Below are 14,934 nucleotides of genomic sequence, written 5' to 3'. Positions count from 1 at the left end.
GGGCCACGGACCCCGGCCCGGGTCCTCGACGGGCGCCGACCGCCGAGGAGCGCTCCCCTCAGCCGCCCAGGACCCATCTGGCCGCCGCGACCGCTCCGAGGATCAGCGGTGGCGCCAGCCACCAGGGGCCCATCGCGCGCCGCACCGTGGGAGGGGCCACTGTGATGACCAGAGTGATGACGCTGACCGCGATGGTGAGGAAGCACAGCAGTGTGATGGCGCCGTGTGCGTCCCTGTCCCAGACCCCCGACGGGCGGATCGTCCACGCCGAGTAGCAGAAACCGGCCGCGAGCAGGTTCAGGATCCCAAGAGGTACGGCCATCACCCACCGCAGGCACCCGTCGTCCTCGGTCGCGTGCATGATGTCCGTGCGGTCGGACATCAGCGCATCGCCTCCCTGGCGTTGGAGAGGTCGTTGTCGAAACCCCGGCCGTATGCCTGAGCGGTCGTCAGTGCGAAGGCATAACCGCGAAGCGCACTGGCGGCCTTGCCGTAGCCTTCCGCGAGTTCGTTCACCAACTTGCGCGCTTCGGCGACGCGAGCCTCGTAGTGACGGCTTCCCTCACCCTGCCAGTGCGTCTTCTTCTCGGCCCGCTCGGCGGGCTCGTCCGCCTCTGCCAGCATGTTGCGTATGCGCAGGAACTCGTCGGCGTTCCGCTCCACGAGCGGCGGGTTGCGGCCCTCCAGGAACTCGACGTCACTGCGGTGACTCAGCTCGCTCACTTCGCCTCCGGCGGTATGTAGCTGCCGTTACGCAGAATCGCGTCCAGGAACTCCTCGGCCCTGCCGTGGTCCACCGTCACGAGGTCCGTCCCGGCGGTCCTGAGCCGTGTGGAGAGAGCGGCGAAGAGCGCGACCGCGTCCCTGTACTGGTCGTCGGCGAACCTGCCGAAGCGTTCGACCTGCGCGGCCACGTCTGTGTGTTCTCGGTTCCCGCGCCATGGTGCACAGGTCGCCGTCCGGTCGGCCCTCGTGGAGGAAGCCCGCGATCTCGATCAGCAGATTGGCGTTGCCGTTGATCGACGCGCTGTTGTAGTCGAGGGTGCCGTTCCCAGTCGCCCCCGCCGGGGCGCCCCCGGGTTCGGGCGGCAGCTGATTGAGCTGCATATCGGTGGACCGGCGCGCGAGTGCTTCAGCCTTCAGGTCGGCCCATTCCTCTTCGAACGACATACGCCCCCCCTGCAGTTGTCGTCTTCCGACACGGTGCGGCGAGAATCGTATCGGGTGACCTCAGGTACACCCCGTCGATCGTTGCGCTTGATCGAGAACCCATGCCCCCGGGGCAGCGCCTGCTCCGATCGGCCCCGCCCGTGCTGCGCACCCGCCCGGCCGCCCTTACCGTCTGTGCTGACGTCGTCGCGCAGGGGGCCGGTCGTCGCCGTGGCCCGCACCCGGTGGGCGCCCGGCCCGCCCCCGTACAGGAGGAGCCCATGCCGGAGCTGTTCATCGATGGCCGGTGGACCGCCGCCGCCGAGGGACGGACGCGGGAGATCCGCTGTCCGGCCGACGGCACGCTGGTGGCCGCCGTCGACGAGGGCGGGGCCCAGGACGCCGACGCGGCCGTCGCCGCGGCCCGGCGGGCCTTCGACGAGGGGGCCTGGCCCCGCACGCCCGCCGCCGAGCGGGGGCGGCTGCTGCTGCGGGTCGCGGAGCTGCTGGAGCGGGACAAGGACGTGTTCGCGCGGGCCGAGTCGCTGGACACCGGCAAGCGGCTGGTCGAGAGCGCGTACGACATGGACGACATCGCGAACTGCTTCCGGTACTTCGGCGAGCTCGTCGCGGCCGGGGACGGGGGCCGCGTCGTCGACACCGGGCTCGCGGACGTCGACAGCCGGGTCGTGCACGAACCCGTCGGCGTCTGCGCGCTCATCACCCCGTGGAACTATCCGCTGCTCCAGACCGCGTGGAAGGTCGCCCCGGCGCTCGGGGCCGGCAACACGTTCGTCCTCAAGCCGAGCGAGCTGACCCCGCACACCGCCATCCTGCTCATGCGGCTGCTGGACGAGGCCGGGCTGCCGGGCGGGGTCGCCAATCTGGTGCTCGGCGCGGGGGGTGTGGTGGGGGCGCCGCTGACCGAGGACCCGCGGGTGGACCTGGTGTCGTTCACCGGGGGGCTCGTCACCGGGCGGCGCATCATGGCGGCCGCCGCGCCCACCGTGAAGAAGGTCGCCCTGGAGCTGGGCGGCAAGAACCCCAACATCGTCTTCGCCGACGCCGACTTCGACACCGCCGTCGACTACGCGCTGATGGCGGTGTTCCTGCACTCGGGGCAGGTCTGCTCCGCCGGGGCGCGGCTCCTCGTGCAGGACGAGCTGCACGACCGGTTCGTGGACGAGCTGGTGGAGCGGGCGGGCCGGATCAAGCTCGGCGGGCCGTTCGACGAGGACGCCCGCAGCGGGCCGCTGATCTCCGCCGCGCACCGCGACAAGGTCGAGGCGTACGTGGCGGAGGGCATCGCCGAGGGCGCGGTGCTGCGCTGCGGCGGGGCGCGGCCCGACGATCCGGCGCTGGCGAACGGCTTCTACTACCCGCCCACCGTGCTCGACGAGTGCGCGGCCTCGATGTCCGTGGTGCAGGACGAGTCGTTCGGTCCGGTGCTCACGGTCGAGCGGTTCCGGGACGAGGACGACGCGGTCCGGCTGGCCAACGGCACCGTGTACGGGCTGGCGGGGGCCGTCTGGACGCAGGACGGCGGGCGCGCCCACCGGGTGGCCGCGCGGCTGCGGGCGGGCACCGTGTGGATCAACGACTTCCACCCCTACGTACCGCAGGCGGAGTGGGGCGGCATGAAGCAGTCCGGCTTCGGCCGCGAGCTGGGGCCGGCCGGGCTCGCCGAGTACCAGGAGGCCAAGCACATCTGGCGCAATGTCGCGGCGACTCCGCAGCGGTGGTTCGAGTGAGCGGCACCACGGGCCCCGAAGGGCGGGCGGTGCCGGACAGCAGCCACGACGACGACGCGCTCGGCGAGCTGGGCTACAAGCCCGAACTCCGGCGCACGCTCGGCAACTTCCACACCTTCGCCGCCGGGATCAGCTACATCTCGATCCTGACCGGCACCTTCCAGCTGTTCTACTTCGGCGTCAGCTTCGGCGGCCCCGCCTACTGGTGGTCCTGGCCGATGGTCTTCTGCGGACAGCTGATGGTGGCCCTGTGCTTCTGCGAGCTGGCCGCCCGCTATCCGGTGGCCGGTTCGGTCTACAACTGGGCCAAGAAGATGGGCGGCCCGCACGTCGGCTGGCTGGGCGGCTGGATGATGATGACGGCCACCATGGTCACCCTGTCGGCGGTGGCCCTGGCGTACCAGATCACGCTGCCGCAGATCGACGACTGGTTCCAGTTCGTGGGCGACGGGAGCGGCAAGAACGACCAGGCGGCCAACGCCGTGCTGCTCGGCTCCGTGCTGATCCTGTTCTCCACGCTGGTCAACGCGTTCGGCGTCAAGCTCATGGCCCGGATCAACTCCGCGGGCGTCTTCATCGAGCTGATCGCCGCCGTTGCCCTGATCATCTTCCTGGCCGCCCACATCACCCGGGGCCCCAGCACCGCGCTGACGGAGACGTACGGGCTCGGCAGCGGCCAGTCGCTGGGCTACTTCGGGGCGTTCCTCACCGCCTCGCTGGCCTCCGCCTATGTGATGTACGGCTTCGACACCGCGTCCTCGCTCGGCGAGGAGTCGCACAACCCGGGCCGCAACGCACCCCGCGCCATCCTGCGGGCGCTCATCGCCTCGTTCCTGATCGGCGCGTTCATCCTGCTCTTCGCGCTGCTCTCGGTGCCGGACCTGAAGGCCGAGGAGCTGTCCACCGGCGGACTCCAGTACGTGGTGCTGGCGACGCTCGGCGACACGATCGGCGAGATCTTCCTCTGGGCGGTCGTCGTCGCGATCACGGTGTGCGTGCTGGCCGTGCAGGCCGCCGGGATCCGGCTGATGTTCGCCATGGCGCGGGACAACAACCTGCCCGCCGGGTCGGTGCTCGCCCGGGTCAGCCCCCGGTTCAAGACGCCCGTGGTGCCCGCCGTGCTGATCGGCGTGGTGGGCGTCGTCATCCTGGTCGTCAACATCAACCAGCCGCAGATCTTCTCGGTGATCACCAGTATCGCGATCATCATGATCTACGTGGCCTATCTGCTGGTCACCGTGCCCATGCTGCTGCGCCGGCTGCGCGGCGACTGGCAGCCGCGCGAGGGCGCGTTCTCGCTGGGCCGCTGGGGGCTGCCGGTCAACATCGCTGCCGTGCTCTGGGGCACGGCGATGTCGCTCAACCTGGCCTGGCCACGCGCCGAGGTGTACAACGCGACCGGCCCGCAGCACTGGTATCTGCGCTGGGGGGCGTTCCTGTTCATCGGCGTCGTCGCGCTCGGCGGCTTCGCCTACTACTGGTTCGTCCAGCGGCACCGGACCGGCGTACTCGCCGAGCACCGCTTCAAGGCCGCGGACCCCACCGCTCCCCCGCCGGCCGCCTGAATCCTGGAGATCCCGATGCCCGAAGAGAGCTCTGCGCCCACGTTCGACTACGTCGTGGTCGGCGGCGGTACGGCCGGCGCCGTCATCGCCGCCCGGCTCACCGAGGACCCCGACGTCACCGTCTGCGTACTGGAGGCGGGCCCCTCGGACGTCGGGGACGACAGCGTCCTGCGGCTGGACCGCTGGATGGCGCTGCTGGAGTCCGGTTACGACTGGGACTACCCGGTGGAGCCGCAGGAGCGGGGCAACAGCTTCATGCGGCACGCCCGCGCCAAGGTGCTCGGCGGCTGCTCCTCGCACAACTCCTGCATCGCCTTCTGGGCCCCGGCCGAGGACCTCGACGAATGGGGCGCGCTGGGCTGTACGGGGTGGAGCGCGGCGGACTGCTTCCCGCTCTACCGGCGGCTGGAGACCAACGACGCGCCCGGCGACCACCACGGCCGCTCCGGCCCGGTCACCATCCGGACCGTGCCGCCGCGCGACCCGTGCGGTACGGCGCTGCTGGAGGCCTGCGCGGCGGCGGGCATCCCCACCGTCCCGTTCAACACGGGCTCCACGGTGATCCGGGGCGCGCACTGGTTCCAGATCAACGCCCGCGAGGACGGGACGCGTTCCTCGGCCTCGGTGTCGTATCTGCACCCGGTGCTGGGGAAGCGGCCCAACCTGGAGGTACGGACGGGGCTCCAGGCGAAACGGCTGCTGTTCGACGGCGAGCGGTGCGCGGGAGTGGAGTACCTGGAGCCCGACACCGTGCACAGCGGGACGGTGCACGCCCGGCGCGAGGTGATCGTCTCCTGCGGGGCGATCGACTCCCCGAAGCTGCTGATGCTGTCGGGCATCGGCCCGGCCGGCCATCTGCGGGAGACCGGGGTGGACGTGCGGGTGGACTCCCCCGGCGTGGGCTCGCACCTCCAGGACCACCCGGAGGGCGTGATCATGTGGGAGGCGAAGCGGCCCATGGTCTCCGCCTCCACCCAGTGGTGGGAGATCGGGATCTTCGCGGACACCGAGGAGGGGCTCGACCGGCCGGACCTGATGTTCCACTACGGGTCGGTGCCGTTCGACCTGAACACCTACCGGCGCGGCTACCCCACCTCGGACAACGCGTTCTGCCTGACCCCGAACGTCACCCGCGCCCGGTCCCGGGGCACGGTGCGGCTGCGGACCCGGGACTTCCGGGACAAGCCCCGGGTCGATCCGCGCTACTTCACCGACGAGCACGACGTACGGGTGATGACGTACGGGCTGCGGCTGGCGCGGGAGATCGTGGCGCAGCCGGAGATGGCGGCGTGGGCGGGGGCCGAGCTGGCTCCTGGGCCCGGCGCGACCACGGACGCGGAGCTGTTCGACTACATCCGCGAGACCCACAACACCGTCTACCACCCGGCCGGAACCGTCCGCATGGGCCCGGCAAACGACCCGGACTCGCCGCTCGACCCGCAGCTGCGGGTGAAGGGCGTCACGGGGCTGCGGGTGGCCGACGCGTCGGTCATGCCGTTCCTGCCGACGGTCAATCCGTGCATCACCACGATGATGATCGGCGAGAAGTGCGCGGACCTGGTCAAGGAAGGCTGAGCCCGGCCCGACCCGTACGAGTATTCGCACACGTGCTCGAATAGCGTTACGCTCTCCCCATGGCCGTACACCTGCAAAGCTCGCTTTTCGACCAGGAGGCCGAGGTCGGCACCCGCCCCCTGAGCGGACTGCGGCGCACCGATCTCGGCCATGGGGCCTGGATCGACGTGCTGCCGCAGTGGCTCCAAGGTGCGGACACACTGTTCGACACGCTGGTACGCGAGGTCGCCTGGCGGGCCGAGCAGCGCGTCATGTACGAGCGCGTGGTGGCGGTCCCCCGGCTGCTGGCTTTCTTCGGCCGCCGCGACCCCCTGCCCCATCCGGCCCTGGAGGCCGCCCGCACCGAGCTGGGCGAGCATTACGCGGCCGAGCTGGGCGAACCGTTCACCACGGCGGGGCTGTGCTTCTACCGCGACGGGCGGGACGGGGTCGCCTGGCACGGGGACACCATCGGGCGGGGAAGCAGCGAGGACACGATGGTCGCGATCCTCTCGCTGGGCGCGCCCCGGCCCCTCGCGCTGCGGCCGCGCCGCCCGGGCCCCGCCCCCGTCCGCCGGACGCTCGGCCACGGCGACCTGATCGTCATGGGCGGCAGTTGCCAGCGCACCTGGGAGCACGCGATCCCCAAGACCGCGCGGGCCGTCGGGCCACGCGTCAGCGTGCAGTTCCGGCCCGACGGCGTGCGCTGACCCCGGCTTCCCGCGGGCGCGGCCCGGGGCACCGCGGTTGTGCGGGTTCCGGGCAGGGCCGATTCTGAAAGTAATGAACCGGGCCGGTGTCGCGCCGTGAGCGCGGCGAACACGGCGGAGAGCGCCGATTTCCGTGGACCTCTGGACATCACCAGGGCGGCCACGGTGGTTCTGGACGCCGAGAGCACGGTCGTCGGCTGGAGCCCCGCGGCCGCCGAGCTGCTCGGCTACGGCCCCGCCGATGTCCTGGGGCGGCCGCTGAGCGCGTTCCTCTCGGTGCGCCCGGTCGGCGGCACTCCCCCGGCCGAAGCAGCCGAAGCAGCGGGAGGGACCGCGGCCGGCATCGGCCCGCCGTCCCTCCTCGGCAACGAGATCCACGTGGCACGCGCCCGCGACGGCCGTGAGCTGCTGGTGGCGACGGCGATGTGCCCGCTGCCGGGCGGGGCCGCGACCCGTGGCTCCCGCGCCCCGGACCGGATCCTGGTGGCGGCCGAGGTCGGGGAACTGCGGCACTGGGAATCGCGGCTCGCCCTGCTCCAGGGGCTGGCCACCCAGTCGCCGGTCGGACTGGCGATCTACGACACCGATCTGCGGCTGACCTGGAGCAACACGGCGTACGAGCGGGAGATCGGGCAGCCGCTGGCCGCGTTCCGGGGCAAGCGGGCCGACGAGCTGTACTCCGGGGGCTCCTTCGTGACCCCGGGCTATCCGCAGACGCTCGAAGGCGTCATGCACCACGTGCTCGACACGGGCGAGCCGATCCTCGACCTGCACTTCCGGGGGCAGCAGCCCAGCGACCCGGGGCGCGACCACCTGTGGTCCTGCGCCTACTACCGGCTGGAGGACGCCCACGGGCACGTCTTCGGCGTGTGCGAGGACGCTTTCGACATCACCGACCGCTACCGGGTCCAGGAGCGGCTGACCCTCCTCGTCGAGGCCGGGCGCAGGATCGGCACGGTCCTGGACGTGGCGACCACCGCCGAGGAGATCGCCGAGGTGGCCGTACCGGACTTCGCCTCGACCGTACGGGTCGATGTCACGCGGGCCGCGGTGACCGGGGAGACGGCGGCGGTGGGCAGCCCGGCGGACATGTCGCTGATGCGGGTCGCGGAACGCTCGGAGCCGGGAGCGACGACACCGGACCCGGCCCTCCCCGACCCGGGCGGCGCGGGTCAGGGCGGCGCGGGTCAGGGCGGCGCGGGTCAGGGCGGCGCGGGTCAGGGCGGCGCGGGTCAGGGCGGCCCGGGCCCGGGCCTGCCCGATCCGTCCCCGCCGGCCCCCGTGAGGGCTGCACCGGAACCGGCCCTCCCCGACGCGGGCATGCTCGATCCGGCCCTCCCCGACCCGGGCCCGCCCGATCCCGACCCGCCCGACCCCGCACTCGCGGACGCCCGTCCGGAGGCGGCCCCCCGTACAGCGCGCGGCTCCGCGGGCCCCGGGGACGACCGGCACCCGTATCCGCCCGTCGTCTATCCGCCCGGCTCCCCGCAGAACCGCAGCCTGTCCTCGGGCGGGCTCGTGCTCGACGAGGGCACCCTGGTCGTGCCCCTGCGGGCCGGCGGCGGCATCCTCGGGCTCGTCACCTTCGACCGGGGCGCCGGGCCCGACGCCTCGGGCCGGTCGCCCGCCCCCGACCGGGCGACCACGTTCGACAACGGCGAGGTCGCCCTGGCCGACGAGCTGGCGGCCCGGGCCGCGGTCTGCATCGACAACGCGCGCCGCTACACCCGCGAGCGCACCGCCTCCCTCGCGCTCCAGCGGCAGTTGCTGCCGCACCACCTGCCGCCGCAGTCCGCGGTCCGGACCGCCTACCGCTACCTGCCCGCCGACGATGTGACCGGCGTCGGCGGCGACTGGTTCGACGTGATCCCGCTGTCCGGAACCCGGGTCGGCCTCGTCGTGGGGGACGTGGTCGGGCACGGCCTCCAGGCGGCCGCCACCATGGGGCGGCTCCGTACCTCCGTACGGGCCTTCGCCCAGCTCGACATGGCCCCGGACGAACTGCTGACCCGGCTGGACGACCTGGTGGGGCAGCCCGCGGAGGAGCCGCCGGACGCGTACGGCGGGGCCGTCGAGACGTACGACGTGACCACCGGGGCGACCTGCCTGTACGCGGTCTACGACCCGGTCTCCCGGCGTTGCGTCATGGCCCGTGCCGGGCATCTGCCACCGGCCATCGTCGACCCCGGCGGCCGGGTGACGTTCCCGGACCTGCCCGCCGGGCCGCCGCTGGGCCTGGGCGGCCTGCCGTTCGAGTCGATGGAGGTCGACCTGCCGGTGGGCAGCCTGCTGGCGCTGTTCACCGACGGCCTGGTCGAGGCCCGGGACCACGACATCAGCCACGGCCTCGACACGCTCGGCCGGGTGCTCGGCGACCGCTCCGCCTCCCTGGAGGAGCTGTGCGACCGAGCCGTCTCCGAGCTGGTGCCCGGCGGCACGAGCGCCGACGACACGGCCCTGCTCCTGGTCCGTACCCGCGAGCTCGACGCGGAACGGGTCGCCGACTGGGAGCTGAGCGCCGAACCGGTCTCGGTGGGCCGCGCCCGCGAGCTGGCCACCGGCCAACTGGAGGCCTGGGGCCTGGAGGAGCTGGTGTTCGCGACCCAGCTGGTCGTCAGCGAGCTGGTCACCAACGCAGTCCGGTACGCGGGCGGGCCGCTGGGGCTATGCCTCATCCGGGACCGCACCCTGGTGTGCGAGGTGGCGGACACCGGCCACACCTCCCCGCACCTGCGGCACAGCGCGGAGGACGACGAGGGCGGGCGCGGCCTGTTCATCGTGGCGCAGCTCGTCCAGCGGTGGGGCACGAGGTACACCCCCACCGGGAAGACCATCTGGACCGAGCAGGCCCTGCCGCCGGCCGACGACGCCTGATCCTCTCCGCACCGGCCGGTCCACTTTGTTGACAACCCAACAGACTTCTACTTAGGTGCCTTACCGAGTTCTGGCAGGACGGCGGGGACCTCTCCGACCCGGCCAACGACAACAACGGCACGCTGACCGTCTACGACGACGAGGACTTCGCCGTGGCCGCGAAGGACCTGTCGCTGCCCGGCAACCACTCCCAGGCCGGGGCGGCCTCGCTCGCCGTCGAGCCGGGCGGCGCCACCGCCTATGTGACCAGCCCCGCCGAGGGGAAGATCACCAAGCTGGTCCGGCAGGTCTCGCCCCTGGTGACCCGCGCGCCCGCCGATCTCACGGCGAAGGACGGCGAGGAGGTCTCCCTCACCGCCGAGGCGGAGGGCGCCCCGGAGCCCACGGTCCGCTGGCAGGTCAGCACCGACGGCTCGCAGACCTGGAAGGACGTCGAGGGTGCGAGCGCGTCGGCCCTCACGTTCACCGCGAGGGCGGCGCAGGACGGCTACCGCTACCGCGCCGAGTTCCGCAACGACGTCGGCACCACCCGTACCGCCGCCGTGACCCTCACCGTCACCGCGGCCACCGGCGGCGGCGAGGCGGGCGGAGACAGCGGCGGAGAGACCAGAGGCGACACCGGCGGCTCCGGTGAGACCTCGAACGGCTCCGGCAGCACGGGAGGTGACGGATCGACAGGCGGCGACAGCGGTACGCAGTCGGCCGGCGGCTCCACCGGGGGATCCGGCTCCACCGGTACGGCCGGGAGCACCGGTTCCACGGTCGGCGGTGGCGTCGGGGGCGGCCCCGGGACCGCCGCCACGTCCGGCGGCGGCAGCCTGGCCGCCACCGGGGCCACTGTGATGTCGATAACTCTCGCGGCAGCGACCCTCGTTGGCGCGGGGGTACTGGTCCGCCGGCGCGCCAAGAGGCGCACGGAGGGCGCACTCTGACGCCGTAGCAGCCCGTCCGCCCCTCGGGAGCGGGCGGGGAACGTGTGAACCCCCTTGCCGGACACACCGCCCGCCAGGGGGTTCACACGTTTCCGCCGGGGCGCGGCGGAGCCCGAACCTCCACGAGCCGCCTCTCGGCACCGCCGGATACAAGCGCTTACCGGCCTGTCTCTCCCTCAACCTGCTTGCCCAGCAGGGGACATCGAACGGTTCCGGCCGATCGGAGGTGCCCGAACCAGACCGTCTGAACTTCACGAGAACTCCAGCGAAATGGCACGTGTGTGGATATCGTGCACCGAGCGAGGGCGCATCCGTCAGTCCATGGGATCGGCGGATGCGTCCCGTTTGTGGGGGTGCAACTGTGGCTGGGGGGCTCATGGGGCATGTCGAAATACCTGATACCGACCTATCCGGACCGGTACCTGATACCGGCTTGTCCGGACCGGTGGGGCTCCGGGGCGCGCCGCGCCCCCGCACCGCCGCATCCCGGAATCGCACGGCGGCCCTGGAACAGCTGTGGAGGGCTCCGACAGCTCAGCGCGATCCGGCGGGACCGGCGCCGGTCCGGCGCAAGCCCGATCCCGGCCCGGCCCTCGTCGCGCTGACCGATCTGCTGGGTCTGGCCGGTCCGGCGTGGCTGCTGCTGCGCGCGGGCGACCAGCCGCGCCCGGTGGCGGCCGCCGCGGTGGCGGGGCTGCTGTGGGCCGGGCTGCGCGGTGCCCGCGGACGGTACACCGACCGGCTGCGGGCCGAGCCGGGCAGTGCGCCCGGCGTGGGCGGGGCGGTGAGCGACTGGCTCGTGCTCATCGGTCTGCTGGCCGTGCTGCACACGGCGGCGGGCAGCCCGGTGGACCCGGCCACGGCCGTCGTGGCCGTCGCGCCGGGGCTCCTGATCGCAACGGCCGTGGCGGGGCTGCGCTCCGCACGGCGGGGAAGCCGGGTCCGCAGGGTGCTGCTGGTCGGTGAGGCGGCGGGGGTGGGCCGGGTGGCCGAGCTACTCAACTCCCGTACGGATCACGGCTATGCGCTCGTCGCCGCCATACCGGTGGGGGCCGGCCGGCTGGAGCTGGACGGGGTGCAGGTGCCGGGGCGCCTCGCGTCCTGCCCAGCCGACGACGATGTGTCGACGGTGCTGGGCGGGGTCTTCGCCCACGCGGCGGACCTGGTGCTGGTGGCTCCCGGGCCCCAGCTGACCGGCGACCGGCTGCGCCGCCTCGGCTGGGGGCTGCACGACGGGGGCGTCGCCCTCTCCGTGCTCTCGGAGCTGTCCGGTGTGGCGGCGGCGCGGGTGCGTCCCGTCACCGCGGCCGGGCTCACCCTGCTGCACATCGCGCCGCCGCAGCGCGGGGGGCCGCAGGCGGCGGTGAAGGCCGTACTGGACCGTACGGGCGCCCTGTTCGGACTGCTGGCCCTGGCACCGCTGTTACTGGCCGTGGCGCTGAGCGTCCGGCTCTCCTCGCGGGGCCCGGTCTTCCACCGGCAGGTGCGGCAGGGGCAGCACAACCGGCCCTTCACCATGTGGAAGTTCCGCACGATGGTGCCGGACGCGGAGCACCTCAAGGCGCGGCTCACCGCGGCCAACGAGGTCGACGGCCCGCTGTTCAAGATGCGCAGCGATCCCCGGGTGACTCCGGTCGGCCGGATGCTGCGGCGCACGTCGATCGACGAACTCCCGCAGCTCGTCAATGTGCTGCTGGGCCACATGTCGTTGGTGGGCCCGCGGCCGCCGCTGCCGGAGGAGGCGTCGCGCTACGACGAGCGGGAGCACCGCCGGCTCACCGTGAAGCCGGGGCTCACGGGCCTGTGGCAGGTGAGCGGCCGTTCCGACCTGAGCTGGCAGGAGACCGTCTCGCTCGACCTCTGGTACGTGGACAACTGGTCGGTCGCCGCCGACATGGGACTCCTCGCCCGCACCGTGCGCGCCGTCACCGACGGCCGCGGGGCGTACTGAGAGCGGCGGGCGTGCGGATGCGAGGAGCAGCACCACCGGTGCGCCGCCGCGAGACCTCTCCAGGCCTCGACGGCGGCGAACGGTCACTGTCCGGGCGCGAGTTGTCCGAGCCACCAGGCGTAGGTGCGGGCGATGCCGTCACGCAGCGGGATCTGCGGCTTGAAGCCGAGGGAGGTCAGGCGGGTGACGTCGAGCAGCTTGCGGGGCGTCCCGTCGGGCTTCGACGTGTCCCAGCAGATGCGGCCCTGGTAGCCCGTCACATCGCGTACGGTCTCGGCGAGTTCGCGGATGGTGAGGTCCTCGCCGCAGCCGATGTTGACGGGTTCGTCGCCGTCGTAGTCCTCCAGCAGGGTGACGCAGGCGGCGGCGAGGTCGTCGACGTGGAGGAACTCGCGGCGCGGGGAGCCGGATCCCCACAGAGTCACTTCGGGGGCCCCGTCCCTGCGCGCCTCGTGGAAGCGGCGGATCAGCGCGGGCAGGACGTGCGAGGTCTCCAGGTCGAAGTTGTCGCCGGGCCCGTAGAGATTGGTGGGCATGGCGCTGATGTAGGACGCGCCGTACTGCCGCCGGTAGGACTGGGTCTGGACGATCCCGGCGATCTTGGCGAGGGCGTATGCCTCGTTGGTGGGCTCCAGCTCGCCGGTGAGCAGCGAATCCTCACGGATCGGCTGGGGCGCGAGCCGGGGGTAGATGCACGACGAGCCGAGGAAGAGCAGCCGCCCGGTCCCGGCCGCGTGCGCACCGGCGATCACGCTGAGCTGGATGCGCAGGTTGTCCTCCAGGAACTGCACCGGATACGTGCTGTTGGCCATGATCCCGCCGACCTTGGCGGCGGCCAGCACCACGGCGTCCGGGCGGACCTCCTTCAGAAACGTCTCGGTCCGCGCGGCGTCGCGCAGGTCGAGGAGGTCGCGGCCACGGGTGACCACCTCGTGGCCGTCGTCGGCGAGGCGGCGGGCCACCGCCGAGCCGACCAGGCCGCGGTGTCCCGCGACGAATATGCGGGAGCCGGGGCGCAGTAGAGGACGGGCGGATTCCTGGGACGGGACGGGGAGTTCGGTCGTCATGGCTCGGATTGTGCCAGCAGAAAAGGACTGCGGTGACGGTTTGCCGCAGAACGCTCCAATTCCGAAATGTCGGTGAACATCGCCGCCGAGGCGATCAGCAGAGAAGGGGGAATCGTGGCGAAGACCGCGCTCATCACCGGAGTCACCGGCCAGGACGGTTCGTATCTGGCCGAGTTGTTGCTCGACAAGGGATACACGGTGCACGGGCTCATACGCCGTTCCTCGAGCTTCAACACCGAGCGGATCGACCACATATACCAGGGCCCCGAGGAGCCGGAGCGCTCCTTCGTCCTGCATCACGCGGACCTGTCCGACGGTGTGGCCCTGGTGAACCTGCTGCGCGACATCCAGCCCGACGAGGTCTACAACCTGGGCGCGCAGTCGCATGTGCGGGTGTCCTTCGACGCCCCGCTCTACACCGGTGACGTCACCGGGCTCGGCACCGTCCGGCTGCTGGAGGCGGTCCGGGCCAGCGGCATCCAGACCCGGATCTACCAGGCCTCGTCCTCGGAGATGTTCGGCGCCAGCCCGCCCCCGCAGAACGAGAAGACCCCGTTCCACCCGCGCAGCCCGTACAGCGTGGCGAAGGTCTACTCGTACTGGGCGACGGTCAACTACCGCGAGGCGTACGGCATGTTCGCGGTGAACGGGATCCTCTTCAACCACGAGTCGCCGCGCCGGGGCGAGACCTTCGTGACCCGGAAGATCACCCGGGGCGTCGCCCGGATCAAGGCCGGGCTCCAGGACCGGCTGCACCTGGGCAACCTGGACGCGGTCCGGGACTGGGGGTACGCGCCGGAGTACGTGGACGCCATGTGGCGGATGCTCCAGGGCGACAACCCCGACGATTTCGTGATCGCCACCGGTGAGGGCGTCAGCGTCCGGGAGTTCCTGGAGATCTCCTTCGAGCACGCGGGTCTCGACTGGCGCGAGCACGTGCGCTACGACCCGAAGTACGAACGCCCCAGCGAGGTCGACGCGTTGATCGGTGACGCGTCCAAGGCCGAGGAGCTGCTGGGCTGGAAGCCCGAGGTCAAGTCCCGTGAGCTGGCCCGGATCATGGTCGACGCCGACATCCGCCGCCTGGAGGACCAGCTGTCCGGGGCCGCCGTCCGGATGGACCGGTGAACGGGCGTCTCCTGAGCGTCCGCCGCTCCCCCGGCGGCCGGACCGGTCCGCTCCGCCGCCGGTCCGCCGTCCCCTTACCGGGCCGACCGGACCGTGCGGCCGCCGACGCCCGCACCGGGCCGGCGGCCACCCATGACTCCCGGCCGGCGCTCGCCGCGCCCGGGGCGATCACCGGCGCCACCGCCGATCTCCACCGACCGCTCGGTGGAGCTCAACGCGCCGGCCACGGGCGGGGCCCCGGCCCCGCCTACCC

Annotated in this window: 11 protein-coding genes and 1 pseudogene; 8 read left to right on the top strand and 4 right to left on the bottom strand. The window is 72.4% G+C overall.

Features of this window, described 5'->3' with window-relative positions; translation table 11 throughout:
* Positions 1-58: 58 nt before the first annotated feature.
* Genes ACFWM7_RS25130 through ACFWM7_RS25120 form a run of 3 tightly spaced genes read right to left on the bottom strand, consistent with a single transcriptional unit; the run spans position 59 to position 914 of the window.
* Complete coding sequence (locus tag ACFWM7_RS25130) at positions 59-382, bottom strand: hypothetical protein (RefSeq protein ID WP_383264225.1); 324 nt, start codon at positions 380-382, stop codon at positions 59-61.
* Positions 382-723 (bottom strand): hypothetical protein, encoded by a 342-nt coding sequence (locus ACFWM7_RS25125; protein ID WP_383264223.1) that lies wholly within the window; start codon positions 721-723, stop codon positions 382-384. Before ACFWM7_RS25125 ends, ACFWM7_RS25130 begins: the two co-directional genes overlap by 1 nt.
* Positions 720-914 carry a hypothetical protein gene (locus ACFWM7_RS25120; RefSeq protein ID WP_383264221.1) on the bottom strand — a complete coding sequence of 65 codons (195 nt, stop codon included), beginning with the start codon at positions 912-914 and terminating at the stop codon, positions 720-722. Before ACFWM7_RS25120 ends, ACFWM7_RS25125 begins: the two co-directional genes overlap by 4 nt.
* A gap of 516 nt (positions 915-1,430) precedes the next feature.
* Between ACFWM7_RS25120 and ACFWM7_RS25115 the strand changes: the two genes are divergently transcribed.
* From ACFWM7_RS25115 to ACFWM7_RS25085, 7 genes and pseudogenes are all read left to right on the top strand, one after another.
* The gene (locus tag ACFWM7_RS25115; RefSeq protein WP_383264218.1) at positions 1,431-2,900 is read left to right on the top strand and encodes an aldehyde dehydrogenase family protein; all 1,470 of its coding nucleotides are present in this window, start codon (positions 1,431-1,433) and stop codon (positions 2,898-2,900) included.
* Positions 2,888-4,465, top strand: coding sequence for an APC family permease (locus ACFWM7_RS25110; RefSeq protein ID WP_383264215.1), 1,578 nt, complete (start codon positions 2,888-2,890; stop codon positions 4,463-4,465). The genes ACFWM7_RS25115 and ACFWM7_RS25110 overlap by 13 nt, the downstream gene beginning before the upstream one ends.
* 15 nt (positions 4,466-4,480) lie before the next feature.
* Positions 4,481-6,040: a GMC family oxidoreductase gene (locus ACFWM7_RS25105; RefSeq protein ID WP_383264212.1), complete on the top strand. Its 1,560-nt coding sequence runs from the start codon at positions 4,481-4,483 to the stop codon at positions 6,038-6,040.
* 59 nt (positions 6,041-6,099) lie between these two features.
* Entirely contained in the window at positions 6,100-6,729 is a 630-nt protein-coding gene (locus ACFWM7_RS25100) for an alpha-ketoglutarate-dependent dioxygenase AlkB (protein ID WP_383264210.1), read from the top strand.
* Between the two features lie 96 nt (positions 6,730-6,825).
* Positions 6,826-9,603 (top strand): SpoIIE family protein phosphatase, encoded by a 2,778-nt coding sequence (locus ACFWM7_RS25095; RefSeq protein WP_383264207.1) that lies wholly within the window; start codon positions 6,826-6,828, stop codon positions 9,601-9,603.
* A gap of 71 nt (positions 9,604-9,674) precedes the next feature.
* Positions 9,675-10,535: pseudogene (locus ACFWM7_RS25090) on the top strand (hypothetical protein); the annotation flags it as partial.
* Between the two features lie 445 nt (positions 10,536-10,980).
* Complete coding sequence (locus ACFWM7_RS25085; RefSeq protein WP_383264231.1) at positions 10,981-12,486, top strand: exopolysaccharide biosynthesis polyprenyl glycosylphosphotransferase; 1,506 nt, start codon at positions 10,981-10,983, stop codon at positions 12,484-12,486.
* Positions 12,487-12,569: 83 nt separating this feature from the next.
* Here ACFWM7_RS25085 and ACFWM7_RS25080 read toward each other — a convergent pair whose 3' ends face one another.
* A complete protein-coding gene (locus tag ACFWM7_RS25080) occupies positions 12,570-13,553 on the bottom strand; it encodes a GDP-L-fucose synthase family protein (RefSeq protein WP_383264204.1) in 984 nt (327 codons plus the stop codon).
* A gap of 114 nt (positions 13,554-13,667) precedes the next feature.
* On the opposite strand from ACFWM7_RS25080, the gene gmd reads away from it, so the two are divergent.
* Entirely contained in the window at positions 13,668-14,681 is a 1,014-nt protein-coding gene (gmd, locus tag ACFWM7_RS25075; protein WP_383264228.1) for a GDP-mannose 4,6-dehydratase, read from the top strand.
* The last annotated feature ends 253 nt before the right edge of the window (positions 14,682-14,934 follow it).

Origin of the sequence: Streptomyces sp. NPDC058375, from assembly GCF_042723425.1 — a bacterium.
GTDB classification, from domain to species: domain Bacteria; phylum Actinomycetota; class Actinomycetes; order Streptomycetales; family Streptomycetaceae; genus Streptomyces; species Streptomyces durocortorensis.
This window is presented reverse-complemented; position numbering and strand designations above follow the sequence as displayed.